We start from the raw sequence: 25,361 nt of genomic DNA on the forward strand, positions 1-25,361 counted from the left end.
GGCCCCCGGCTTCGGAAAGGATGACGTTCATGGGCGCGTAGTCCCAGTAGGACCCGGCGATGGGATCGCAGAGCAGGTCCATGCGGCCGGTGGCCACCAGGAAGTAGCCGTAGCCGTCGCCCCAGGTGCGGGTGAAGCGCGTGGTCTTCACCAGGCGGTCGAACCCGGCGCGGTGGTCGTCGGTGGAGCGGTCGCGCCAGTACTCCAGGCCGGAGGTGATCATCCGCGCCTGGGCCAGGTCGTCGCACTGCGACACGCGGGCGCGCTCGCCGTTGTGCCACGCGCCGGCGCCCGTCGCGGCGACGAGCGTCTCCCCCAGCGCGGGAAAGTGGGCGCATCCCAGGGTCGGCGTGCCGTCCACCTCCAGCGCCAGGAGCACGCAGTACAGCGGCACCCCCGAGCTGAACGAGCGGGTTCCGTCGATGGGGTCCACGATCCACCGCCGCCCGGAGCGCGACGGCGTGTCTTCGCCCTCTTCGCCCACGATGCCGTCGTCGGGAAACGCCTCGGCGAGCGCTTCGCGGATGTACGCCTCGGCGGCGAGGTCGGCGGCGGTCACCTCGCTGCCGTCGCCCTTGAAGCGGACGGCCGCGTGCCCGAAGTGCTGCAGGGTGATCTCGCCGGCCTCGCGCGCGGTGCGCGTGGCGAAGTCCATCAGGTTGTCGATCATGGGGCGCTCACCCGTTCTCGCTTAGGCTCGTCCACCCTCTCCCACAAACAGCGTGGGAGAGGGGGTATACGTCGATTGAGGTGCGCGTCCGGAAGACGGGCGCAGTCCCCCTCCAGTGGCGGTTGAAACCGCGGCTGGAACGTCACGAAGTCCGCCTTCGCGGACTGCACCCTATATATCCGCGCGGTACATCGGGACTGGTGAAGCCGCTTCATCCCACGCGTGCACGACATTCTGTCATCCAGAGGCCCAAGCGCGCCGCACTCGCCCGCACCCCGAACTTCGCGGGCGAAGGATCTTGCCTGGGACACTTCTCAAACTGGGCGCGGCAGCGCCACGAAAGCCTGAGACTCGGACCCGTGGACGTGTTGTGAGCCGCGGCCTCGTCGGGCGAATGAATTCGCGGCAACAACCACACGATGTCCGCCTTCGCGGACTGGCCTGCTGTCGTGCTGCCGCGACCGTCGTGCGCGACCTTCGCGGGGTGCACGCCGCGCCCGCCCTCACCTCGTCTTGGAGACGTGCGGATCGCCGGCCACCCAGAAGCGGAGCGGCCAATCCGCCGCGCGAGTGATCCCGATTCGCGGACCGACGGCGACTTCCGCGTCGGGCACCGTGCGGCCGGGAGCGATCCACAGCGGCGGCGCGTCCATGGGGTGGCGGTTCAGGGCTGCGTCCACGCCCAGCGCGCGGGCCAAGTTCCCAGGCCCCCGCAGCAGGTCCCGGTCCGGGCGGCCGGGGCGGCGCGCACGCATCGCCTCGATTCCTTCCACGGGGCGCGCCGCGCGCAGCAGCACCGCCGCACCGAATCCCTCCGCGCCCGTGACGACGTTCAGGCACCAGTGCACCCCGTAGATCAGGTACACGTACGCCGTTCCCGCCGGGCCGAACATCGCGTCGTTGCGCGCCGTCCGCCCGAAGCGCGCGGCCGCGTGCGAGGCCTCGTCCTCCGGGCCGATGTACGCCTCCGTCTCCACGATCTCGCACACGCACCGCTCGCCGCCGACCTCCGAAACCAGGAGCGCACCCAGCAGCTCGCGCGCGACGATCTCTGCCGGACGGTCGCAGAAGGAGGCCGGCAGCGGCGCGGGCTCCACATGCGGCGAGCGCCGCGCCCGGACGGGTCCGGACGCGGCGCTCGCTCGTGGATCAGGGCTCACTCGGCGTCGCCGCCGTTCGCCCGCCCGGTGCGGCTGCGGCCCCGGCCACCCCGGCGGCGAGGACGGCGCGCGGCACCCTCGCCGCCTTCCTCCCCCTCTGCTCCACCGGCATCCTCCGCCGGCGCCGGGGCCGGCTCGGAAGCGGCGGCTTCGGCCGGTGCCGCGGCGGCGCGGCCACGGCCTCGACCACGACGTCCTCCGGCGGCCGGCTCGGAAGCCGGTGCGTCGTCGGCCGGAGCATCAGCCACCGGAGCGGCGGCGGGCACTTCCGCCACCGGAGCGGCGTCCGCACTGGCACGTGCTCCGCGCCCACGACGCGGGCGCGCCGGGCGGTCGGCCGCAGGCTCCGCGGCGGGAGCTTCAGGCTCCGGAGCGGGAGCCGGCGGGGCTTCGGCCGCGGGGGCCTCCGCTTCCGCACCCGCATCGCCGCCAGCGTCGCCACCGGCGCGTGCGCGGCCCCGTCCACGACCACCGCGGCGGCTGCGGGGACGGCTGGGCTGGTCTCCATCGAGCGGAGCCAGCTCCGTCGTGGCGTCACCCATCAGCGTGGGATCGGTGTCGCCCACCACTTCCTCGGCCTGGGCCGGTGCGGAGGGCTCCGCATCACCGGCCGGCGCGTCACCGGTACCCGCGTCGCCCACCAGGGTGGGATCGGTGTCGCCGATCACCTCGTCGGCCTGCGCGGCGGATGACTCGCGCCCGCGCCCACGGCCACCCCGCCGCCCACGCGAGCGGCCCCGCGCGGGTGGCTCGTCGCCACCGGCCTCGGTCGTCACCGCGTCGCCCATCAGCGTGGGATCGGTATCGCCTACCACCTCTTCCGCCACGGCCGGGGCGGACTCGTCCGCGACCGGGGCAGTGTCCTCCACCGCCGCAGCCTCTACCGGCGCCGGGCCGATGTGCTGCTCGCGTTCCGCCGCCCACTGCTCCAGCAGCGGGCGCGCCTTGCGGGCGCCCAGCAGCTCGCGGACGGCGTCGGGGTTTTCGTCCAGCGTGCGCCAGACGTCGGCGCCGTACGCGTCCGCCAGCGCTTCGCCGGTCGCGCGGCCCACGAAGTTGTACGACGACACGTGCTGCACCACGGCGTCACGGTCGGTCGGCAGCGTGAACGTGGTCGCCGCCTGCGGAGCGGCTTCGGCCGGTGCCTCTGCCGCGGGCTGCACGGCGGCGGGCTGCTCCGGCTCGGGCTGCGGCGCAGGCGCCGCGTCGGCCGGACGCGCGGCCGAAGACGGAATTCCCTGCCCCGGAAGCAGCGGCGGCGGGCCCGAGGGCTCGGCGGCGAAGCGGCCCCCACGGCCGCCCCGGCGCGCACGGATGCCCACGGCGCCGGCGCTCGTGGACGAGCCGCGGTTGGCGATGCTCGCGGGATCTCCCAACTGCGCCGTCGGGACGGTCGGCTGGCGGTGCTCGATCAGCGCGCCGTCCTCCATCTCCTGGATGGCGGTAGCCGGCGTCATCTCCGGCAGGTCAGCCGCGACGGCCGGCGGTGCGTCGGCACTGGGAGCATCCACCGGCGCGATATCACCGCCAGCGCCGGCTACCTGGCCGGGGAGCAGCGGCGGCGGTCCGGAGGGGGCGCCGCGACGGCCGCGCCCACGACCACCACGCCCGTCGCGTCCCTCGCGGGGCGCCAGGCCGGCGGAATCGTCCGAGGCGGGGCCGGCCGTGGTGTCGGCGGCCTGGGCGGCGGGCGCACCGGCCGTCAGCACCGGCGCGGGAAGCCGCATGCCGCCGGACGAGGGGAGCAGCACCTCGTATCCGCCGTCGTCCTGGCGGCGGACGTCGACCACCTGGTCTTCGTGCGCCTGGCGCAGGAAGCGGCTGAACTTGCTGAAGCCCAGCGAGTGCTCGTCGAAGCCGGGCTGCAGCTCCATCATGCGGCGCTTCAGGTCGCCGTCGCGCACGGTGGAGCCCGGACGCGCCATCTGCCGAACGGTGTGCTGGAGCAGGGCGTAGGCGTTGCGGCGCGGATCGACGTCCGCGGCCGGGGCCTCGGGCGCGGGGCGCGAGGGGCGCTCGGCGCGGGGCCGCTCGGCCGCGCGCGGCTCGTCGCCGGCAGGCGCCTCGGCGGCGGCCTCGGCCGGCGCGGGCGCCTCGGCGAAGAACTCGGCGGGCGCGTCCGTGGCCGGGGCGTCGGCGAAGGAGGGCTCGAACGCGGCCGGCGGGGCGGCGTCCAGGTCTACCTCGATCTCCAGCGGCGTCTCGTAGCTGCGCGGACGCTCGCGCTCGCGATCCCGTTCGCGGTCACGCCCGCGGTAGCGGTCGCGGAAGCCGCTGCGTCCACGGTCGCGGCCACGATCGCGGTCGCGCCCACCCTCGCGGTCGGCCTCTTCGCGCTGGCGCTCGCGGCGCGGCTCGTCGAAGGGCGTCTGCGGCTCGTCGCCGGGCTGCGGGGGAACGATCTCCCACTGCCCCTCGTTGTCCTTGCGCAGGCGCACCAGCCCGCGCGACTGGGCGTCGGTGATGAACTTGCTGAACTTGCTGTACCCCAGGTCCTTTTCGCTGAACCCGGGGTCCAGGTCGATCATCACCTGCTTCAGCCGGTCTACCCGCATCACGTCGCGGTTCCGCACCATCTGGCGCGCGGCCTTGGTGACCAGCTCCCACGGGTCTTCGCGCACGCCGGTGTCGTCCTGCGCGCGGGTGAGGCCGGAGAGGTTGTGGTACGAGTAGTACTCGTCGCAGTTCTGGATCAGCAGGTCGCTGGCCGACTCCCGCATCCCCACGCCGATCACGTACTTGCCGTACTCCTTGAGCTTCATCACGCAGCTCGAGAAGTCGGAGTCGCCCGTCAGCAGGATGAAGGTGCCGATCTCCGGCCGCATGAACGCCAGCTCGATGGCGTCGACCGCCATGCGCAGGTCCGTGGCGTTCTTCTTGGAGGTGCCGTAGGCGGGGGCGAAGATCAGGTCGACGGAGGCTTCCGTCAGGGGAACCACGGACTGGGGGTAGCGCCGCCAGTCGGCGTAGGCGCGGCGAACCGCCACCTTGCCGCGGAACACGTCAGAATCCAGCATCGCCTTGAGCTCCTTGCCCAGGTCGGTGCGGATGTTCATGGTGACGTTGTCGAAGTCGATCAGCAGGGCCGCGCTGCGGCCGCTGGGCATGCCCGCCGAAGTGGGCACGCGGGTGGAAACGTTGTTCATGTCTCGTCAGTCCGTCGTTTGCGTTGTGCCGACGAGACCCCTTTTCCTCGGGGGGGAGCCAGCGCGGGGGCACGAAGCGCGAAAGTACGAAAGCGGGAACCGGGGCTGGGGTTCCGTACGCTTTCGTACTCGGGCGCCGCGTACTTCCGCACTCCCCGCCGATGGCGAAAGGAGCCTCGAAGCGTCTTTGTTCATCACCGCCGGCTGCTCTCCTCGGCGTTGATCATCCGCGCGAGCTCCACCCGGCGCACCTTGCCGCTTCCCGTCAGGGGAAAGCCGTCCAGGAAGCGCACGAGGTCGGGAACCTTGTAGTCCGCCAGCACCTCGCGGCAGAAATCGCGGATCTCCTCACCCGTGACGATGGCGCCCTCGACGGGGACGATGCAGGCGCATGCCTTTTCGCCCAGGATCTCGTCGGGAAGGCCCACCACCGCCACGTCGAGCACCGCGGGGTGCGCGTGCAGCCGGTCCTCCACCTCGCGCGGGTATACGTTGAACCCGCCGCGGATGATCATTTCCTTGCGGCGGCCGATCAGGTGAACGTAGCCCTCCTCGTCCACCATCCCCAGGTCGCCGGTCAAAAAGAACCCGTCGGGCGTAAACACCTGGGCCGTCTCGCCGGGCTGCCGGTAGTACCCCTGCATGACGCCCGGCCCCTTGATGGCCACCTCGCCCACCGACTCCACCGGAAGAACCGAGCCGTCGGCGTCGATCACCCGCACCTGGGTCCCCTCCAGCGGCCGCCCCACGGTGGCGATCTGCTTGCCGCGCGGGTCATCGGGCGTGTTGACGGACACCGTGTTGCCGGTTTCCGTCATCCCGTATCCCACGCGGATTCCCGGCACCAGGTCGCGCATGATGCGCTGCGCCAGCTCTTCCGTCACCGGCGCGCCGGCCACGATGCCCGTGCGCAGCGACGAGAGGTTGCGCGACGCCCGGGTGGGCTCGTTGAGCGCCAGGATGAAGTTGGTGGGCACGCCGTGGATGACCGTCACCCCCTCGCGCTCCACGGTCGCCAGCGCCTCGGCGGGGGACAATCCCTCGTCCAGCACCAGCGAGGCCCCCGCCGCCATCGTGCCCAGCACCCCGGTGCCGATGCCGAACACGTTGAAGAGCGTGTTGACCCCGAACACCACGTCGTCGGCCGTCAAGCCGATGGCCTCGGCCGTGGTGGCGGCGTTGGACATCAGGTTCTCGTGCGTGAGCGCCACCCCCTTGGGCTTGCCCATGGTGCCCGAGGTGTAGACGATGGCGAACAGCGCATCGGACGGGCCCTCCCACCGGGGGAACGGCCGCCCCTCGCCGCTGGACACCAGGTCTTCGAACTGGTGGATGCGGTCGTCGTACCAGAGGTCTTCCTTGCCCACCGACAGCACGTACTGCAGGTCCGGCAGCACGCCCAGGAACTGCTCGAAGCGCGCCAGGTAGTCGATGCCTCCCCAGTTTTCGGCCGTGACCACGGCCACCGACTCGGAGTGGCGCAGCGCGTACTGCAGCTCCGGCGACGTGAAGCGCGGGTTCAGCGGCACGATCACCGCGCCCAGCTTGGCCGCGGCAAAGGCGCTGACGACGAACTCGGGCCAGTTGGGAAGGGTGAGGGCGATGCGGTCGCCGGCTTCGATGCCCAGCTCGTGCAGGGCTGCCGCCAGCGCGGCGGCCTGCTGGTCTACCTGACCGTACGTAAGCCGCTGCTCGCCGAACGCAACGAAAGGCCGCGTCGGGTTCTCCCGCGCGCGGAGCTCCAGGCTCTCCGCGAGCGTGAGACCACGAAAGCGGTCGCGTAGCGTCATGTAGCCTCTAGTGCGGGGTGCTCCATCCTGTGCCGACGGGCAGAAACATAACTGGGGGTTCAGGGTGCGTCAAACGCAGGGGGTTGCGGGGTTTTCGGCGGCTCGCGGGCGCGCCGGCCGGTCCGTCCCGTTCTCGATTCCCTATTCCCTACCCCCGCCTCCACCGGCTATCTTCCGCCCTCCACCACAGCGTTCTCAGCAGGTTCGCAGAGCAAGCCTTGCATCCGATTCCCGAGTACCTCCGCGGGCTCAATCCCGAGCAGCGCCACGCCGCGCTCGCCACCGAGGGGCCAGTCCTGGTCCTGGCCGGCGCGGGCTCGGGGAAAACCAGCATGCTGGTGCACCGCATCGCGTACATGATCCGCGACCGGGGCATCAATCCCAGGCAGATCCTGGCCGTCACCTTCACCAACAAGGCCGCCACGGAGATGCGTGAGCGCGTCGCCCGGATGGTGGGAAAGGAGGCGCGCGGCGTTCTCCTTTCCACCTTCCACTCCCTGGGCGCCCGGCTGCTTCGCGACTACGGCGACCGCATCGGCTTGCCCAAGGATTTCTCGATCTATCCCACGGGAGACCAAGCGCAGGCGGTCAAGCGCATCATGGCCGAAGAGGTGCACATCAGCGCCACCGTCGGGGAAGATTCGTTCGATCCCAAGCGCGTGCTGTTCACCATCTCCGACTGGAAGAACCGCCTGGTCACCCCGCCCGAGGCCGCGCGCGAGGTGGCAGAGGGGCGGATGAAGAACGACCGCAACGACGACTACGCCGTCCTGGCCGCCGACATCTATCCGAGGTACGAAGCCACCTTGCGCGCCGCCGGGGCGTGCGACTTCGACGACCTGCTGGTGCTACCCGTGCAGCTGCTGCGCGAGCACGCCGAGGTGCGCGAGCGGCTGTGGAAGCGCTGGCGGTACGTGATGATCGACGAGTACCAGGACACCAACGGCGCCCAGTTCGAGGTGGCCCGCATGATGGCCGGGCCGCTGAAGAACCTGTGCGTGGTGGGCGACGACGACCAGTCCATCTACGCCTGGCGCGGCGCCGACGTGCGCAACATCCTGGACTTCGAGAACCACTTTCCCGGCGCGCAGGTGGTGCTGCTGGAAGAGAACTACCGCTCCACGCAGCGCATTCTCGACGCAGCCAACGGGGTGATCGCCAACAACTCGTCGCGGCGCCCCAAGCGGCTGCGCACGGGGAATGGCCCGGGCCCCAAGATCGACTACTGGTCGTTCAACGAGACCAACAGCAAGACGTCGGAGGAGCTGGAGTCGGAGATGGTGGCGCGGGAGATCGGCGTGCGCCGCTTCGCCGAAAAGCTGAAGTGGGCCGACTTCGCGGTGCTTTATCGGACGAACCTGCAGAGCAAGCCTTTCGAAGAAGCGCTGCGGGCGGCCAACATCCCCTACCGCGTGGTCGGCGGGCAGTCGTTCTTCGACCGCAAGGAGGTGGCGGACCTGGTGGCCTACCTTCGCGTGCTCCTCAATCCGCGCGACGAGGTTTCGCTCCGCCGCATCATCAACTACCCCGGCCGCGGCATCGGGCGCACGACGATCATGAAGCTGGTCGACGCCTCGCGTGCCGTGCACGAGCCGCTGTACGAAACGCTCAAGCGGGTGGGCGAGGTCGACGGCATCAACCGCGGCACGACCGAGGCGGTGCGGTCGTTCGTGGAGATGATGGAGGAGCTGCGGATGGAGTTCCAGTCCACGCAGGCCGCCATCGACCACGGGCTTACGACGCAGCGGTCGCTGTTCGGCTTTACGCAGGAGATGGTGAAGCGGCTGCGGCTGGAAGAGGCGGTGCGCGCGGACAACTCCAAGAGCGAGCGCGCGGCTGCGGTGCGGGTGGACATCCTGCGCGAGTTCGTGGGAAGCATCCAGCGCTTCGAGGAGCGCACCTGGGCCGACCGCCCGCCCCCGGACGACGAGGACGACTGGAACCCGCCGGCCATGCGCGCCTTTCTGGAGCGGGTGTCGCTGACGGACGAGGACGACCGCAAGGACAAGGAGGAAGAGGCTCCCGACCAGGTGACGCTGTTGACCATGCACAGCGCCAAGGGGCTGGAGTTCACCCACGTGTTCATCGTGGGGCTGGAGGAGGAGATCCTGCCGCACTCGCGCAGCGTGAAGAGCTCGGCGGCGGCGGAAGCCGACGCGGAGGAGAACTGGCAGACCTGGGAGGCGAACGGGGGCGGCGACCCCATCGCGGAGGAGCGCCGCCTGTTCTACGTGGGAATCACGCGGGCACGGCACCGGCTTACGCTGTCCGGCTGCGCCACCCGCCGCCAGCGTGGCGACCTGATCGTCCGCAAGCCGTCGCGCTTCCTGGCCGAGATCCCTGCCGAGCTGCTGGACCAGAAGACGCCGGGCGCCACCACCTCGCTCTCACCGGAGGAGAGCAAGTCGTTCCGCGCCAACGTGATGGCCGACCTCCGCAAGCAGCTGGCGGGGGGCTGAACGGCGGCAGGGCCCGTCAACCCGCGCCAAAATCCTGTCATCCAGAGGCGCAAGCGCACCACACCAGCCCGCACTCCACCCTCCGCGCGCCGTCGGATCTAGCCGAGGACACCTCGATACCGGGGCGCGGCAGCGGTCACCCAAGCGGAGGCCTCGGCCCGGCTGGGGCGGATGAATCCGCGGCAACAAAGGCCCGAAGTCCGCCTTCGCGCACCTTCGCGGACTGCACCGGATGGTTGGGTGCCCGTGGCCAACCCCGATATGGTAGCGGTCTACGGGATCATCCGTGGGCCGCCTTTCTGCTCCACGACTGATACTTTTTATGCCACTACTTGCGCCTACGGAAGAAGGCTGATAACGTTTGCCCCACATACGGTAACGGTCAGTCGGGATGGGCGCCCGCGCAGTACAGATTGGATACGGTCTTTTCTTGAGTCTCCCCGTAAGCGCAGCAACGGAACGTCACAGCCCGGGCGAAGAGCCCGGTACCCTCAACTGAATCACGGAATCAACCGATGTCTCTGAAGCGTACCCTGCTGGTCGCCGTGGCGGCCGTGCTCCCCATGCTGGCGGCCTGCGTCGACAACAACCCCGCCGCGTCCATCGAGCCAATCGTCCAGGCGCCCACGTCGGAGATGAACCAGGCGACCGGCGAGCCCGAGGCGATGAACGCGCCCACCGCCGACCGCGTGTTTACCTTCCCCACATCCGCGGGTAGCCTCAACTTCGCGGAGTTCCCAGAACCCTGCGATCCGAACTTCGAGATCTGCGACGAGTGCGACCCCGCCGTCCAGTACGGCTGCGAGCCCTGCGATCCGACGAACCAGACCCACTGGTGCTACGAGCCGCCGTGCACCATCACGCCCATCATTACCACCTACGGCACCACCCGCACGGGTGACGAGCCGAACGCGGGCCTGGAGGCGAACGGCGTCGGCTCCACCTCATGCGGCGGCTACCTGGTGCTGATCGGCGTGGGGATGCGGATGGACGGCAACGACAACATCACCACCCTTCACCTGAAGTACCAGCGCGTGTACTCCGATGGCAGCTTCGGCCCCACCGAGCTGCGGCGCTACGGCTCCGACCCGACGCACGGCCTGGAGGGGTACGCGGAAGCGCTGCCGGGCGAGGCCATCGTGGGGCTGGGCATTGGCAGCCAGTACTCGCACAACGTTCGCACCATTCGCATCTGGAAGCGCCCGATCGGCCTTACCTCGGCGGGCGTGCGCACCTCCGGCAGCATCACGGCCGAGAGCTTCGGCTACTCGCCCGGCGGCGTGCTGGATACTTCGTACGTGATTCCGCTGGCCAACACCAACCAGGTGTACGTGGGTGCAGGCGCCCGCGGCCACGACCACGAGGTGAAGACCCTCGCGCACCACATCGGCACGCTGAACTGATCAGAGCTGGCCTCGAAGCAGGGGAAGCGGTCCACGGGTTCGCCCGTGGACCGCTTCGTGTTGCAGCCGCCTTGGCTGCCGGAAGAGAGCCGCCGTCGATCGAAGGCTCCCAGTGCGGGAACCGCGCGTTTTAGAACTAGACGAATAGAACATGGTCTACAGGCGCAGCCATGAACATCGTGGACATCCATGAAGCGGAAGGCCCACCTGACCGCCTCGTCGAAGCCGCGGTGCAAGGTGAGCCATTCGTACTCGCCAAGGCGGGTACGCCGATGGTGATGGTCACGGCGGTCGAGGCCCCAGCCGCACACGCCAGCGTCGCCTCGGCTTTCTGAAGGGGCAGCTTCGCACACCTAGACGACTTCGATCAGATCGGGCGTGAGGTGATCGACGATGCTTGCGCGGGTGACCTCTGATTCGCGGCGCCTGAATGCGGTGCGGTCCACGGTTCGCCCGTGGACCGCTTGCTTCGTGTTCCCCACGGCACGAGATCGAGGCCGATGTATTGGTGACCGCTGCCGCGCCTAAGCGGAAAGGCGTCCACGGCTGGATCCTTCGCCCCGCGAGCGTCGGTGTGCGGGCGGGTGCGGTGCGCTTGGGGCTCAGGATGACAGAAGTGGTGGCGCGCCAACCAATTGGATGCGCCACCACAATCTGAAGTGTACCCCCTCTCCCACGCTGTTTGTGGGAGAGGGTCGCACGCGTGTCAGCGCGGCGGGGTGAGGGCCCCACGGCAGCCGAGGCCGCGGCATTGGTGACCGCTGCCGCGCCCAAGCGGAAAGGCGTCCGCGGCTAGATCCTTCGCCCCGCGAACGTCGGTCTGCGGGCGGGTGCGGTGCGCTTGGGGCTCAGGATGACAAATGGGTGTGTGTGGATGGGGTAGAGGCCCCGTAGTGGTCCACCGCGCGCTGGACCTTCGCGAGCACGTCCTCGGGGGTGATGCGCTCCATGCGGTCCAGCTTGGGGAACCAGCCGCTGGGGTCGGGCGGTGCGCCGGGATCGGTGTAGGTGTCGATCCACAGGTCCTGGTACTTTCGCCAGGGCCCCACCCGCCACGGGTTGGTGTGCCCGTACAGCCCGATGACCGGCTTTTCCATCGCCCGCGTGATGTGCACCGGGCCGGTATCGGCCCCCAGCACGAGCGAGCTGCCGTCCAGCAGCCAGGTGAGCCGCCGGATCCCGTCCCCCAGCGCCCACACCGGCTTCGTCGACGCCCGCTCGGTGATCTCGCGCGCGATCGATTGCTCCCGCGCGCCCGGCCCGCCCACCAGGATCACCTGGAATCCGAAGTCGCGGTCCAGCGCGTCCGCCACCCGCGCCCAGCGGTCCGCGAACCAGTCCTTCTTCGGGTTCGCTGTCGCGGGGACGATTGCCGCCACCGGCCGCCCATCCAGCGCCCCGAAGAACTCCGCCTGCGCCCCCCGTTCGTCGTCGGTGATGGGGATGCGCCACGCCAGCTCGGCGGGCACCGGCAGCCCCAGTGCCTCCATGAACTCCAGGAACATGTCCTGGGTGTGGGCGCGCGGCCGGCGCTGCAGGTGGTGGTTGCTGAACATCCACACGCCCTCGAACGACCGGCCGCGGTCGAACCCCAGGCGGTGCGGCGCGCCGGAGAGGACGGTGGGCCACACGCTCTTGAAGTACACGTTCAGGTTGAGCGTGAGGTCGAACCTCTTTCCCGCCAGCGTGCGGCGCAGGCTCAGCACGCCCTGAAGCCCGCGCTTCTTCTCGTAGACGATCACCTCGTCCACGGAAGGATGCGGCGTCAGCAGGGGCGCCGGCATGGGTTCGACGATCCACGTGATGCGGCGCGTGGGATCGTCGTCCTTGAGCGCGTTCACCAGCGGAAGCCCGTGCACCACGTCGCCCAGGCCCGTGAGCAGGACGATGCAGATGTTCTGCGCGGGCCAGCGGAGCTCGCTCATGCCGTCACTCTGCCGCCTGTTGGGCGAGGTAGGCCAGCTGCATGAGCATCAGCTCGCGCAGCGGATGCCACTGGCGCACGCCGGCCTGCAGCTCGTCGCCGGGAGCGTCGGCGAAGATGTCGCGCAGGGGCGTTTCCCATGCGGGGCGCTCGCGCTGGATGCGCTCGGCCGCGGGGGAGCGCGCGACGGTGCGCCACTTGGGCCAGGGCTGGTGCCGCGCCCTCACCTGCCCCGTCGCCAGGGCGCGGACGCCGCGGGTGATCCGCAGCCCGGCGCTGAGCGGCAGGTTGGCCGCATACCCGAAGAACGGGAACCGCCACCGCGAGTGCGGCACGTACCACGAGCGGCGGAACAAGGGTTTCATCGCCGCGTGGAAGAGCTTGCGGTTGTACTTCCACTCCTGCGGCACCGACGCGGCCAGCGTTACGACCGTGACTGCGTGATACACCTCGTGGGCGGCGAAGAGGCGCCGGTTGCCGTGCACGTTCGCGGAATGCTTCCGCTGGGTGAACGGCCAAAGCTTCTCCCACTCGGTCGCCGTCTTCGGGCGAAACTCCGCCAGCCAGCGGCGGAACTGCAGCCGCCGCTCAATGACGGCGTCGCGCAGCTCGGGACGGATGACCTCCGCGTTCGGCAGCTCGAAGCGGTCCACGTTGAACGCGGTGTCGGGCGCGTGCTCGGCCTTGAGGAACGAGTCCGACGACAGGCCGCCGAGTACCACGGGAAGGTCGCGGATGCCCAGCCGCTCGTGGAACCCCCACCCGTGCACGTCCATGAAGTTGTTGTGGCCGCCGATCATCCGCGCCACCGGCTCCAAGCCATTCACGTAGTGGTCCGGCTCGCGCGGGCCGAAGGTGCACGCGGCGCCGTACGCTCGCGCCACCGCCTGCGCCACCTTCACTTCGCGGTTCCGCCAGTCGGCGTAGACGAACGCGCGCACCGGCACGTCCGCCGGCACGGCGCCCAGGACGGCGCGCGCATCCTCGCCCCCGCTCAGCAGCAGCCCCACCTCGGCGGCGCCCTCGCACGTGGCGAGGACGTCACTGACGACCGCGGTCCGCAGCGCCTCCGCCGCTTGATCGGTCGTTCGGTACGCGGAGCGCTCCACGGGCCGCCAGTACGCGTGCTCCTCGTCCCACGCGCCGTCCGGCCCGAATCCCCGTGCGGTCGCTGGCGGAAACTGCTCTACGCCACGATAGAGCGTGTTCGGGAAGGTGCAGGTGAGATTGATCGCCAGGTCAGCGGCGGAAACGGGATCGATGTCGCGGCCGCGCTCCGCCACGCGGGCCACCGCGTCCACGTGCGTCCCGATCACCAGCTCCCCATCCGCCACCCGCGCGACGAACACGGGAACGAACGAGGCGATGTCCGTCAGCACCATCCCGCCACCGGCCGCATCGATCGCGAGAGCCGCGAAGCCGCTGTCGATCGACCGCTCCCACGCGTGGCGCGGCTCGGACTTCAGCAGCCGGTGCACCGCGCGCCGCCGATCCCCCACGCGCGACCGGGCGGACGGCTCCCCCTCCCCGTGGACGACCGGCTCGCCGACCAGCACGCTCAGCCAGCCATCCCCCTCCACCAGTACGTCCACCGGATCGTGATGGCCGCGGGCGACCGCGAGCGATCCCCACGGCCCGTGCCACTCGTCGATGGAAACCGACACGTGCGACAGGTAGCGGACGAGCGCGGACTGCAGCTCGCCGGGCGGACGCTGGCGGGTGGAGAAGAGGAAGTCGCTCATTCGTCCGGGGCGGCCGGCGGCGGCGTCTGCCCCTCGACCGGCGGCTTGCTCTTCCAGCGGCGATGGAACCAGAAGTATTGCTCCGGCGCCTCGCGGATTTCCGCCTCCAGGCGGGCGGCGAGTGCGGCGGTCAGCGCCTCCACGTCGTCGTCCAGCCGGCCGGTCCGCGGTACGTCCACCTGCTGGCCGGAAACACGGTAGCGCACTCCCGGTCCCGGCAGCCGCCGTGCCACGCAGGCAAAGGCCGGAGCCCCGAACCGCAGGGAAAACACGGCGGGGCCGCGGTGCGTGGACGCAGGCCGCCCGAAGAAGGGGACGAAGATTCCGGAGCCCCGCGCGTCCTGGTCGCCCACGATCCCCACGACGCCGTTTTGCCGCAGAAAGCGGGGAACGCGGGATGGCGCCTCGCGCTGCGAGAGGGTCTGCACGCCCAGCCGCTCGCGCGTGGCGGTGAGCCGCGCGTCGAACAGCGGGTTGCCCTGGCGGCGGACGATGGCGGCGATGGGGATGCCCCGGGCCGCCACCGCCGCGGCGGCGAGCTCCCAGTTTCCGTAGTGGCCGGTCACCAGCAGCACGCCCTTCCCGCCAGCGAGCGCGGCCTCCAGCTTGGGCCAGTCGTCCGTGACGTCGGTGCGGTCGATCACGGCCTGCCGGTCCAGCCGGGCGAGCCGCAGCATGGCCGCCGCCTCGCGGCCCAGGTGCTCGTACGAGGCCCGCGCGGTCGCCTGGATCCACGCCGGATCGGCGGCCGGGTAGGCGAGCCGGAGGTTGGATTCCACCACGTCGCGCCGCAGCTTCAGCCGGTACGCCATCCGCCCGAGCCCCGCGCCGAAGTCGTCCGCGGCGCCCTCCGGAAGCGAGCTTACGGCCGCCTCCAGGCTGCGGGTGAGCCCGAACTCCAGGCGGTGCGCGAAGCGGGGCTTCTTCCCCGGCCGGGGCGCCGGCGCGGCGTCGTTCACGTCGTTCTTCATTTGCGGGTCAGATACGCGAGTTGCAGCAGCGCGAGCCGGCTGAGCGGCGGCCAGCCCGTCCGTGCGGCGGCGGGATCGGTGCCCGGTGCGAAGACGGCGGCGATCGGCGATTCGGCGGCGGGGTGCCGGGCCTCCGCATCGTTCATCCACCCCGTCTGCACGAGTTCGGCCCAGACGGGCCACGACTCGTGGTTGGCCCGCAGCTCTCCCGTGGCCAGCGCCCGCAGGCCGCGCGCGGCGCCCAGCAGCGGCCGTATCGCGGCGTTCAGCGCCGGCGGAAAGTACGGCAGGCGGTTGCGGGTGTGTGGCACGTGCCAGGAGCGGGCCAGCAGCGGGCGCACGGCTCGGTAGAACAGCTGCCGGCCCACCTTCCACGACTGCGGCACCGCGGCGGCGATGCGAACGACCGGGTTGCTCATGTAGGGCTCGTGGCTGCGCCACAGCCGCCGGTTGCCGTGCAGGTTGGCCGCGTACTTCCGCATGCTGAACGGGTAGATGAACGACCATTCGTCCGCCGACTCCGGGCGCACCTCCGTGAGCGAGCGGCGATAGGCGTCGCGCCGGGCCATCGCCTCGGCCAGCAGCTCGGGGCGCACGCCGGGGAGCGCGGGCGGGCGCAGCGTGCGGAACCCGGCCTTGCCGCCGCGCCGCACGCGCTGCGATGCCTTGGGCGGCACGTTGTCGGCCTTGAGGAGCGCGTCCGAAGAGAAGCCGCCCAGCACCACCGGAAGGTGGTCGAGCCCCAGGCTGGCGTGAAGGCCGTAGCCGTGCACGTCCACGAACTCGTTCTGCGTGCCGACCATGGCGGCAACCGTCTCCATGTGCAGCAGGTCGTGCCCCGGCGGGCGCGGCGCAAAGGTGAGCGGCACGCCGTAGGCTCGAGCCACGCGGCGGGCCGCGCGTACCTCGCGCCGCTCCGCCTCCGCGTAGATGAAGCCACGTACGGAGACGTCAGGCGGCACGGCGCCGAGCACGGCCCGGGCGTCTTCCCCTCCGCTCAGCAGCAGTCCCACGTCCGATTGGCCCTGGACGGCGAGCGTGACGTCGTCCACCAGCGCCGAACGCAGCGCGACGGCCGCCTCGTCCAGCGAACCGAACCCGGTCTGCTCCACGGGCACCCAGTACACGTGCTCGCCCGTCCATCCATCGGCCGAGAACCGGTGCACGCAGCCGGGACGCGCTTGGCGGACGGCGGGATACAGCGTCCGCGGATAGGTGATGGCGTAGTAGCCCATCAATTCCACCGCGGAAACCGGGTCGATCTCGCCCAGCACTCCCGCCGCCTGCGCCACCGCGTCCGCATGCGTGCCGGCCACGACACTGGCCCGCACGTCGTCTGCGTGGAAGACCGTGATCCAGGCGAAGAGGTCCGTCACCACCGCTCCACGACCGGTGGACGGATCGATGGACAGCGCGGCGAACGGTCCGTCGAGCAGGTCTTCCCACTGCTCATCCCCACCCGCCAGGAGGCGCTCGTGCAGCGCCTGCCTGCGCGCGGCGTCGACGGCCGGGCCCTTCGGCAAGGGCGCGAGGTGCGCAAAGGGCTCGCCGATCAGCACCGTGATCCCGCGATCATCCTGCACGACCGGTGGCGGGTCGTGCGCCGCGCGGGCGACGGCCAGCGTGCCCCAGGCGCCGGTGTACTCGTCCACAGCGGCAGTGACCGGGCCGAGCCAGCGGTGGAGAACGGCTTTCAGTTCGCCAGGTGGACGCGGACGCGAGCAGAAGAGGAAGTCGCTCACTCGTCCTCCGGCCCCTTGGACGCGAGCGCGGCTTCGTAGCCCCTGACCATGCCGTCCATGCTGAACCAGTGCGTGGCACGCCAACTCGCCTCCCGCACCCGATCCGCCACAATGGGTGAGCCGGAGCGGATGGCGTCCACCACCTCGCGCAGGCCCGCCGCGATCGCGCCTGCATCGTTCGCCTGCACGATCCACCCCGCGGCGGGGCGGCCCATGCGCGGCGCCAGCGCATCCGGCGCGCCACCCACGTCGGCCGCCACGACGGGTACGCCGGCCGCCATGGCCTCGAGCATCACCAGGCCGAAGCCCTCCGACCGGCTGGGCATCACGAACAGGTCGCACGCAGCCGCCACCGCACGCGCATCGCTCCGGTGTCCGAGGAAGTGCACACGGGGGCTCACCCCCAGACGCCGCGCGCGCTCCCCCATCGCAGCGCGTGCCTCCGGCGTGCCGCCGCCCACCAGGACGACGTGGACGCCACCGTCCAGCATCGCGGCGGCGTCGATCAGCAGGTCGAAGCCCTTGTTGGGCTCCATCCCGCCGATCGCCACGGCCAGGATCGCATCGTCCGGCACCCCCAACCCGTCACGCAACGGGACGGGCGGGGCGTGGACGATATCGATGCCGTTGGGTACCAGGGATACACGATCCGCCAGGTCCGGGAGCGCCGCCGTCATGTGATGGGCGACGCGCAGGCTGTTGGTGACGATGGCGTGGTACCAGTGGCGCAGCGCGTACCGCTCCAGGCGTCCGCGCTTTTCGCTGATGGGCTGAATGCCGCCGATGCGGAACACCACCCGCGGCACCCGGGCCACGCGCGCGGCCCATCCGGAGATGAACGCCCGCTTCCACGAGGTGAGCAGGACGGCGTCGAAGCGCCCGCGGCGGAGCCACGCGGCAAACCGCAGCGCGTTCACGGGGTCCGTGTCGCCGCCGGGGCGGATGCCGGTTGCCTCGATGCCGAGCGCCTGCAGCTCGGCCATCACCGGGCCGCCCCTGCGGCACGAGACGGCGACGTGGTGGCCGCGGTCGCGCAGCCCGGCGGCGATGGCGATCACCTGCCGCTCGTTGCCGCGGATGACGGGACCGTCCACGTGGATGGCCACCCTCATCCGCCAGCGCCGGCGAGCAGCCGCTCCCAATCGTCCAGGAACCGCTCCCACCCGAACAGCCGCTCCGCGCGCTCCCGCGCCGCCGCACCCATGGCGCGCCGGGCATCCCCATCGCGCACCAGCTCGGCGAGGGCGTCGCGCAGCGCATCCTCCTCCACCGGCACGACAACGCCGGGGCGGGGCTCACCGGCGCCCGGCTCCAGCGCCTCGCGCGCGCCGCTGACGTCGGTGCTGACGACGGGCAGGCCGAACGCCATCGCCTCGAGCATGGCGTTCGCCAGCCCCTCGCGGTCTGATGAGACGACGAACAGGTCCAGCGCATCGAGCACGTCGCCCACGTCGCCGCGAAAGCCGAGCAGGTGCAGCCGGCCGGCCATCCCGAGCTCCCGGGCCAGCGCTTCCAGCCGTTCCCGCTGAGGCCCCTCGCCCGCGATGACGCAGTGGACCGGCTGTGGAACGCCAGCCAGCGCGCGCAGCAGCCGGTCGAACCGTTTCTGCGACGCCAGCCTGCCGACGGCACCCACGACGACGGCGTCGGCGGGAATCCCGAGCTCCCGGCGCACCGTTCCGGGGGGGGCCTGCCGGACCGGCGCGCGCACCCCGTCGAGCAGGGTGATCACGCGGGACGGGTCCAGGCGCGGATCGCCGGCAAGGAAACCGGGCCGCATGCCGTGTGCGTTCAGCGCCACCCGATGGACGAACCGGCGCAGCGCAAAGCGATACCGTGCCGAGCGGGCCGGCGTGTCGCCGTCCAGGCCGATGCGCTGGACCACGAACGGCACCCCGGCAATGCGCGTGGCCATGCCGGCCAGCAGCAGCTTCTTGAAGGTGGTCAGCAGGACGGCATCCGGCCGTTCCCGGCGAAGGGTCGCCGCGAAGCGCAGCGCGTCAGGCAGCATCACGTCACCCCCGATGGGCTGTACGCCGGTGGGGATTCCGTATGCGCCGGCGCGAGCGGCCATCTCTTCGTTCCGGCAGAGCATGAGCACACGGTGGCCGCGGTCCCGCAGGCCGGCGAGCAGCAATGCCGTCCAGATCTCGCCGCCGCCGAGCACGGCCGACGCGTTGTGCGCGATGACGTACATGGAGGGAACTACGGTGCGTGAGTGCGGGGTGCGTGAGTGCGGAAGTGCCCAACGCGCACGCGACCCAGCGGCGCGCCCAACACCCACTCACGCACTAACGCACTCACGCACTCACGCACTTCTTTACTCACCGAAGAAAGCACGCACCGATTCCGCCACGTACTCCAGCTGCGCCGGGGTGAGCTCGGGGAAGACGGGAAGCGACAGCACCTCGCGGCAGGCACGCTCCGACTCGGGGAACTGCCCTTCGCAGTATCCCAGGTAGGCGAAGCACTCCTGCAGGTGCAGCGGCACCGGGTAGTACACGCCACTGCCGACACCACGTTCCCGGAGGAAGTCCGCCAGCGCGTCGCGCCGCCCGTCGCCGACGCGGAGGGTGTACTGGTTGTAGATGGACTCGTGGTCCTCGCCCACGACAGGGGTCTGGATTCCGCCGATTCCCGCCAGCGCCTGGTCGTAGAAGGCGGCGTTGCGGCGGCGGGCGTCGCTCCAGCCCTTCAGGTGCGGAAGCTTGGCGGACAGCACGGCTGCCTGGAGCGAGTCCAGGCGGGAGTTGTATCCCACCTCCTCGTGGTGGTACATCTGCCGTCCGCCGTGCACCCGCAGCTTCCGTAGCCGCTCGGCCGTGCCGTCGTCGATCGCCACCGTCATCCCCGCGTCGCCGAACGCGCCCAGGTTCTTGGTGGGAAAGAACGAGAAGGCGCACGCGTCGCCCAGCGTGCCCGTGGTGATCCACTCGCCGTCCACCCGCTGCCGCGCGCCGATGGCCTGCGCCGCGTCTTCCAGCAGCGACACGCCGTGGCGGCCGGCGAGGGCGCGGAAGGCGGGCATGTCGGCCATCTGCCCGAACAGGTGAACCGGCATCACCACGCGGGTGCGCTCCGTCACCGCGGCTTCGGCGGCGGCGGGGTCCAGGTTGAAGGTGCCGGGCAGGATGTCGGCGAACACCGGCCTCGCGCCGACGTTGTGGATGGCGCCCGCGGTGGCGAAAAAGGTGAACGGCGACGTGACCACCTCGTCGTCGCGGCCGCAGTCGAAGGCACGCAGCGCCAGCAGGATGGCATCCGTTCCGCTCGCGCAGCCGACGGCGTGGCGCACGCCCAGGTACGCCTCCATCTCGCGCTCGAAGCGGTCCACCACCGGGCCCAGGATGAAGCGCTGCTCCTCGATGATCGTGAGGAGCTCCGGCATCACCTCCGTGGCGATCCCGCGATACTGAAGCGTCAGGTCCAGCAGGGGTACTTGCATCTATCTAATCCGTCACTGGATTGGTTTCCGATCAGAACTTCGCGCGGGGGGCGGCTGCGTCCGGTGCTCGGGTCGAGCATCCCTGGCGCGCGATGGAGCATTCCGACTGGGGCCGGCGCATTCCCCGGCTGCCCTCTCCCCCGGCCCCTCTCCCGCAAGCGGGAGAGGGGAGAATTCGTTCGCGCTTCGGCCGGGCGAGGCGCATCCGACCGCGCGTGCAGTCCGCGAAGGCGGACTTCGGGCCGTTGTTGCCGCGACTTCAGTCGCCCCAGCGGCGCCGGGGCTTGGCTCCCTACGCCGCCCGGTCCCCCGCCCCCGTGATCGACTGGGCATCGTCGGGAATGTCCGCCGGCGCACGTCCGGCGCCATCGTCCGCTGCCACGTCCGCAGCCACGTCCTCGTCGGCACCGCGCTCGTCTGCATCCGGCGCGCCGGGGGGCTGCATCCCGAACTGCATGTCGTACAGGCGGCGGTAGGAGCCGCCGTGCGCCAGCAGCTCGTCGTGCGTGCCGCGCTCCACGATCTCGCCGCCGTCCAGCACCAGGATCTGCGTCGCCCGGCGGATGGTGGACAGGCGGTGCGCGATCACCAGCACGGTGCGGTGCGCCATCAGCTCTTCCACCGCCTGCTGGACGAGGCGCTCGCTCTCCGTGTCGAGCGCGCTGGTGGCCTCGTCCAGGATCAGGATCGGCGGGTTGCGCAGCAGCGCGCGCGCAATGGCGATCCGCTGCCGCTGCCCGCCCGAAAGCCGCGTCCCCCGCTCGCCCAGCACCGTGTCGTACCCCTGCGGGAGCTGTGCGATGAACTCGTGCGCGTGGGCCGCCCGCGCCGCCGCCTCGATGTCGTCCTGGCGGGCGCCGTCCCTCCCGTAGGCGATGTTGGCGCGCACCGTGTCGTGGAACAGGATGGTCTCCTGCGTGACGATGCCCAGCAGCGCGCGCACGTCCTGCAGCTTCAGCTCGCGGATGTCGACGCCGTCCAGCGTCACCCGGCCGTGCGTGGGATCGTAGAAGCGCGGCACCAGGTCGGCCAGCGTGCTCTTCCCCGCGCCGCTGGGCCCCACGAGCGCCACCACCTCGCCCGGGCGGACGACGAGGTCGATGCCGCGCAGCACGGGCGAGCCGGGCGCGTACTCGAACGACACGTCCTCGAAGCGCAGCTCGCGCTCGAAAGCCGTCAGCGAACGCGCGCCGGGCTGGTCCATCACCTCCACGGGCGCATCCAGCAGCTCCATCGCGCGCTCCGCGGCGGCCAAGCCCGGCTGCACGACGGACGGGTACTGCGCCACGGCCTTGAGCGGCGTCATCAGCCGCGCCGCCACCAGCAGCGCCGTGAGGAACGCGTTGGCGCCCATCGACCGCTCCACCAGCACCAGGTGGCTGCCGTAGACCACCAGCACCATGATGGAGGCCGCGGTCACCACCTCGGTGGCGGGCGAAAAGAACTTGCGCCACCGCTCGTTGCGCGCGAACGCCTTGTACTGGCTCTGCGTCAGCGCGCGAAAGCGGCGCTCCTCCCACCGTTCCGCCCCGCTGGCCTTTACCAGCCGCATCCCCGCGACGGTCTCCTGCAGCTGCCCCGCCACCTCGCCCACGGCGTTCAGCACGCGCAGCACGCCCTTGCGCAGGCGTTTGCGAAAGCGCGTCCACAGCAGCACCATTGGCGGGATGGCGACCAGCGCCACCAGCGTCAGCCGCCACGAGATGACCACCAGGAAGGTGATGAGCGCAGTCGCCTGGATGACCGACGACACGGCCTTGATCAGGTTGTTCGTCACCAGGCTGCGCATCTGGTCGACGTCGCCCGTCACCCGGCTGATGATCTGCCCCGCGCGCGTCCGCTGGAAGAAGGGAAACCCCAGCCGCAGCAGGTGCGCGTAGATGTCGTTGCGCAGGTCGCGCGTCACCAGGCCTTCCACCAGCGCCGAGGTGTAGTTCTGCGCGTACAGGGCCAGGTTCTTCAGCAGCAGCGCCACGAAGATCACCGCGACCACCACGTACAGCGCCTGCATGGGGGTGCGCTGGTCCGCCCCGGTGCCGATCACCATCGACATCACCGAGTCCACCACCCGCCCCGCCCCGCCGCCGAACATCTCCGACGCGCCCCCCGGCCCGAACTCGCCCCCGCTGAACAGCACGGCCAAAAAGGGCGAGAGCAGGCTGAGGCTGAACGCGTCGAGCGCGGCGTGAAGCGTCATCGCCAGCACCGAAAGCGCCAGCAGCCCCCAGTGGGGGCGAAGGTAGCGCAGGATGCGCAGGTACAGCTTCATCGCGGCGTAAGCAGGGCCACGGGCAGGATCATCTCTTCCGGGCTGATCCCCCCGTGAAGGAAGCTGCCGCGGTAGCGTGCCTGGTACTGGCGCAGCTTGGTGGGATAGACGAAGAACACGTCTTCCAGCGCGATCAGGTAGTTGGTGGCCGCGCGCCCCGCGGGAAAGCGCAGCACCTTTTCTTCGCTGGTGGAAAACGCGAGCGACGAGTCCTCGGCCCGCAGGTCGTCGCCGAACTTGTAGCGCAGGTTGGCGGTGGTGTCGCGCTTGGCGAACACCGTCGCGGGGCGGTGGCAGTGGATGGAGCCGTGGTCCGTGGTCACCAGCACGGGCACGCGGTGGCGCAGCGCCTCGCGGATGGCGGTGAGCGCCTCGGACCGCTCGAACCACTGGCGGGTGAGCGCGCGCAGGGCCTCCTTGTCGCGCGCGACCTCCAGCAGCACCGACGACTCCGAGCGGCCGTGGGTGAGCATGTCGACGAAGTTGAACACCAGGGCCGTCACCCCCGGCTGCGACAGGTAGCCGGGCAGCCGCTTCAGCATCTGCTCGCCGTCGCCCGCGTCGAACACCTTTTCGTAGTGCACGGGCACGCGCTTTCCCGCCACGCGGTGCACGTGCTCGCGGAACAGCTCGGCTTCCAGGTTGTTTAGGCTGCCCTCGCCCTCGCGCCCCCACCACCCGGGCATGCGCTCGGCCAGGCCGTCGGGGTACAGCCCCGAAAAGATGGCGTTGCGGGAGAAGGGCGTGGCGGTGGGCAGGATGGAGTAGTACAGCGCCTCTTCCACCTGGGCCAGGGGCTCCAGCAGGGGCACCAGCGTGCGCCACTGGTCCAGGCGCAGGCAGTCGATGATGATGAACAGCGCCGAGCGGTCCGGCCCCAGCAGCGGCGCCAGGTACTCGGGAACGATGTCTACCGAGAGCGGCGGCCGGTCCTCGTCGCCGGACGTCCAGTGGCCGTAGTCGTCGCAGACGAACTTGCAGAACTCGCGGCGAAAGTCGTCGAGCAGCGTCTCCAGCGAGGCCAGGAGCCCCGTTTCGCCGGCGCCGCGCAGGCGCAACTCCCAGTCCACCAGCTCGGAGTAGGTGTCGCGCCACTGCCGCCACCCGCGATAGGCGTTGCGCTCGCCCATCAGGTCGCGGAACCGCTGCGTGAACTCGCGCGCGGTCACCTGCTGCTGAAGCTGGCCGCCTTCCAGAAGCCGGGTGACGACGGACAGCACCTGCCGCGGCGAGGTGGGCTTCACCAGGTAGTCCGCCACCCGCCGGCCGATGGCCTCGGTCATGATGCGGTCTTCCTCGCTCTTGGTGACCATCACCACGGGCACGCGCGGGTCGATCCGGCGGATCTCGTCCAGCACCTCCATGCCCGTGCGGCCGGGCATCTGCTCGTCCAGCAGGATCAGGTCGTACCCCCGCCCGCGCACCAGCTCGATGGCGTCGTCGCCGTTGGAGGCGGCATCGACGTGATAGCCCCGCCCCTGCATGAGCAGCAGGTGCGGGCGCAGGAGGTCGATCTCGTCGTCTACCCAGAGCAGTCGTTTCGTCGCGGCCGGCATGCGGGAAAGGTAAGTGCTTTGGTGGCAGGTACGAAAGTACGCGCCCCGGTTGCGGGAGCGGGTAAACCCGCCGCCGGGAGAGCGGAAAGCCCCGGCTCGGGCCGCTGTCGCGTCCCGCCCGGGGCTTCACCTGCACGCACACCGCACCTGCCGAAGCGCATCTGTCATTCCGATGGAGCGGCCTCGGCCAGCCCTGCCCGAACATCATCGATGGCGACTGAGGAATCCGCCACACACCCCGCGACCCTGCTCCGGAACGGCGGACGTCCCGTTGCCGTCCGCGCGTAGCGCGCAGCGGCGTACACGCCTGAAAACAGCGGACCGGCTCATTCCAGGACCGGCAGCCGTTTCGCGCAGTGTGTGGCGGATCCCTCGGTCGCTGCGGCCTACGTCGCCTCGGCAGGTTCGGCGTGGCCGCTCCGTCGGGATGACAGCACGTGCACCTCACTGGCCGAAGCGCGATCGAATTCTCCCCTCTCCCGCTTGCGGGAGAGGGGCCGGGGGAGAGGGCAGCCGGGGACTGCGCCGGACCCACCGGAGCGCACCGGACTGGCTGTTGGGGATGGGGGCGCCTGCGAATGCGCCAAGCCCCCCCTCACTCCCGCGGCGCGTCCTCCGCGCCCTCCGGAGGCAGCAGCGGCGTGACCGCGCACTCCGAAACGCCGTGCCCCTCCACCGCCGTCACCTCGAACTTCACGTCGTCGTACTCCACCGCGTCGCCCACCAGCGGCGGGCGGTCCAGCAGCGACAGCACCAGCCCGCTCACCGTATCTACCTCGTCGTGCTCCAGCACCAGCCCCAGCTCCTCGCCCACCTGGCTGATCCGAACCGTACCCGCCACCAGCAGCCGCCCATCCAGCGCCCGGTGGATCTCCGGGCGGGCCACCCACCCCTCCTCGATCTCGCCGACCACTTCCTCGAACAGGTCCTCGATGGTGATCACCCCCGCGGTGCCGCCGTGCTCGTCCATCACCACGGCCATCTGCGAGTTCACCCGCCGCATGGCCGCCAGCACCGTGTCCATCTCCGCCGTCTCGGGGATGTACGGCACCTCGCGCACCTCCGAGGGCCGCAGCGCGCGCCG

The 25,361-nt window shown here is 70.8% G+C and carries 17 protein-coding genes; 3 read left to right on the top strand and 14 right to left on the bottom strand.

Annotation, left to right across the window (positions count from 1 at the left end; genetic code table 11):
• The 4 genes from VGB24_RS23715 to VGB24_RS23730 form a co-directional block, all read right to left on the bottom strand.
• Positions 1-670 (bottom strand): inositol monophosphatase family protein (locus VGB24_RS23715; RefSeq protein WP_331075410.1); only part of this gene is annotated, 670 nt, incomplete at its 3' end.
• A 503-nt stretch (positions 671-1,173) separates the two neighbouring features.
• The gene (locus tag VGB24_RS23720; RefSeq protein ID WP_331075411.1) at positions 1,174-1,830 is read right to left on the bottom strand and encodes a DNA-3-methyladenine glycosylase; all 657 of its coding nucleotides are present in this window, start codon (positions 1,828-1,830) and stop codon (positions 1,174-1,176) included.
• A complete protein-coding gene (locus VGB24_RS23725; protein WP_331075412.1) occupies positions 1,827-4,976 on the bottom strand; it encodes an NYN domain-containing protein in 3,150 nt (1,049 codons plus the stop codon). Before VGB24_RS23725 ends, VGB24_RS23720 begins: the two co-directional genes overlap by 4 nt.
• Positions 4,977-5,170: 194 nt before the next feature.
• Positions 5,171-6,766 carry a class I adenylate-forming enzyme family protein gene (locus tag VGB24_RS23730; protein ID WP_331075413.1) on the bottom strand — a complete coding sequence of 532 codons (1,596 nt, stop codon included), beginning with the start codon at positions 6,764-6,766 and terminating at the stop codon, positions 5,171-5,173.
• Between the two features lie 218 nt (positions 6,767-6,984).
• On the opposite strand from VGB24_RS23730, the gene VGB24_RS23735 reads away from it, so the two are divergent.
• From VGB24_RS23735 to VGB24_RS23745, 3 genes are all read left to right on the top strand, one after another.
• On the top strand, positions 6,985-9,225 hold the full coding sequence (locus VGB24_RS23735; RefSeq protein WP_331075414.1) for an ATP-dependent helicase: 2,241 nt from the start codon (positions 6,985-6,987) through the stop codon (positions 9,223-9,225).
• 515 nt (positions 9,226-9,740) lie between these two features.
• Entirely contained in the window at positions 9,741-10,628 is an 888-nt protein-coding gene (locus VGB24_RS23740; RefSeq protein WP_331075415.1) for a hypothetical protein, read from the top strand.
• 170 nt (positions 10,629-10,798) lie between these two features.
• On the top strand, positions 10,799-10,963 hold the full coding sequence (locus VGB24_RS23745) for a hypothetical protein (protein ID WP_331075416.1): 165 nt from the start codon (positions 10,799-10,801) through the stop codon (positions 10,961-10,963).
• Positions 10,964-11,476: 513 nt separating this feature from the next.
• Here VGB24_RS23745 and VGB24_RS23750 read toward each other — a convergent pair.
• From VGB24_RS23750 to VGB24_RS23795, 10 genes are all read right to left on the bottom strand, one after another.
• Positions 11,477-12,553 (bottom strand): glycosyltransferase family 9 protein, encoded by a 1,077-nt coding sequence (locus VGB24_RS23750; protein WP_331075417.1) that lies wholly within the window; start codon positions 12,551-12,553, stop codon positions 11,477-11,479.
• 4 nt (positions 12,554-12,557) lie between these two features.
• Positions 12,558-14,294: a hypothetical protein gene (locus VGB24_RS23755; protein ID WP_331075418.1), complete on the bottom strand. Its 1,737-nt coding sequence runs from the start codon at positions 14,292-14,294 to the stop codon at positions 12,558-12,560.
• Entirely contained in the window at positions 14,291-15,265 is a 975-nt protein-coding gene (locus VGB24_RS23760) for a lysophospholipid acyltransferase family protein (protein ID WP_331075419.1), read from the bottom strand. Before VGB24_RS23760 ends, VGB24_RS23755 begins: the two co-directional genes overlap by 4 nt.
• Entirely contained in the window at positions 15,262-17,007 is a 1,746-nt protein-coding gene (locus tag VGB24_RS23765) for a hypothetical protein (RefSeq protein WP_331075420.1), read from the bottom strand. Before VGB24_RS23765 ends, VGB24_RS23760 begins: the two co-directional genes overlap by 4 nt.
• Entirely contained in the window at positions 17,004-18,119 is a 1,116-nt protein-coding gene (locus tag VGB24_RS23770; RefSeq protein ID WP_331075421.1) for a glycosyltransferase, read from the bottom strand. Before VGB24_RS23770 ends, VGB24_RS23765 begins: the two co-directional genes overlap by 4 nt.
• Positions 18,116-19,204: a glycosyltransferase gene (locus VGB24_RS23775; RefSeq protein ID WP_331075422.1), complete on the bottom strand. Its 1,089-nt coding sequence runs from the start codon at positions 19,202-19,204 to the stop codon at positions 18,116-18,118. Before VGB24_RS23775 ends, VGB24_RS23770 begins: the two co-directional genes overlap by 4 nt.
• A 123-nt stretch (positions 19,205-19,327) precedes the next feature.
• Positions 19,328-20,452 (bottom strand): DegT/DnrJ/EryC1/StrS family aminotransferase, encoded by a 1,125-nt coding sequence (locus VGB24_RS23780; RefSeq protein ID WP_331075423.1) that lies wholly within the window; start codon positions 20,450-20,452, stop codon positions 19,328-19,330.
• Between the two features lie 292 nt (positions 20,453-20,744).
• Positions 20,745-22,721 carry an ABC transporter ATP-binding protein gene (locus tag VGB24_RS23785; RefSeq protein WP_331075424.1) on the bottom strand — a complete coding sequence of 659 codons (1,977 nt, stop codon included), beginning with the start codon at positions 22,719-22,721 and terminating at the stop codon, positions 20,745-20,747.
• Positions 22,718-24,277, bottom strand: a complete 1,560-nt coding sequence (locus VGB24_RS23790; RefSeq protein WP_331075425.1) for a response regulator — start codon at positions 24,275-24,277, stop codon at positions 22,718-22,720. The genes VGB24_RS23785 and VGB24_RS23790 overlap by 4 nt, the downstream gene beginning before the upstream one ends.
• Positions 24,278-24,872: 595 nt before the next feature.
• On the bottom strand, positions 24,873-25,361 hold a 489-nt coding region (locus VGB24_RS23795; RefSeq protein ID WP_331075426.1), incomplete at its 5' end, for a transporter associated domain-containing protein.

The organism is Longimicrobium sp. (genome assembly GCF_036399935.1).
Taxonomy (GTDB): Bacteria; Gemmatimonadota; Gemmatimonadetes; order Longimicrobiales; family Longimicrobiaceae; genus Longimicrobium.

Bases quoted from the DNA above. Each gene is read 5' to 3' on its own strand.
- VGB24_RS23725 (WP_331075412.1), bottom strand. From the start codon at position 4,976: ATGAACAACGTTTCCACCCGCGTGCCCACTTCGGCGGGCATGCCCAGC.
- VGB24_RS23730 (WP_331075413.1), bottom strand. From the start codon at position 6,766: ATGACGCTACGCGACCGCTTTCGTGGTCTCACGCTCGCGGAGAGCCTG.
- VGB24_RS23740 (WP_331075415.1), top strand. From the start codon at position 9,741: ATGTCTCTGAAGCGTACCCTGCTGGTCGCCGTGGCGGCCGTGCTCCCC.
- VGB24_RS23745 (WP_331075416.1), top strand. From the start codon at position 10,799: ATGAACATCGTGGACATCCATGAAGCGGAAGGCCCACCTGACCGCCTC.
- VGB24_RS23750 (WP_331075417.1), bottom strand. From the start codon at position 12,553: ATGAGCGAGCTCCGCTGGCCCGCGCAGAACATCTGCATCGTCCTGCTC.
- VGB24_RS23755 (WP_331075418.1), bottom strand. From the start codon at position 14,294: ATGAGCGACTTCCTCTTCTCCACCCGCCAGCGTCCGCCCGGCGAGCTG.
- VGB24_RS23760 (WP_331075419.1), bottom strand. From the start codon at position 15,265: ATGAAGAACGACGTGAACGACGCCGCGCCGGCGCCCCGGCCGGGGAAG.
- VGB24_RS23770 (WP_331075421.1), bottom strand. From the start codon at position 18,119: ATGAGGGTGGCCATCCACGTGGACGGTCCCGTCATCCGCGGCAACGAG.
- VGB24_RS23775 (WP_331075422.1), bottom strand. From the start codon at position 19,204: ATGTACGTCATCGCGCACAACGCGTCGGCCGTGCTCGGCGGCGGCGAG.
- VGB24_RS23780 (WP_331075423.1), bottom strand. From the start codon at position 20,452: ATGCAAGTACCCCTGCTGGACCTGACGCTTCAGTATCGCGGGATCGCC.
- VGB24_RS23785 (WP_331075424.1), bottom strand. From the start codon at position 22,721: ATGAAGCTGTACCTGCGCATCCTGCGCTACCTTCGCCCCCACTGGGGG.
- VGB24_RS23790 (WP_331075425.1), bottom strand. From the start codon at position 24,277: ATGCCGGCCGCGACGAAACGACTGCTCTGGGTAGACGACGAGATCGAC.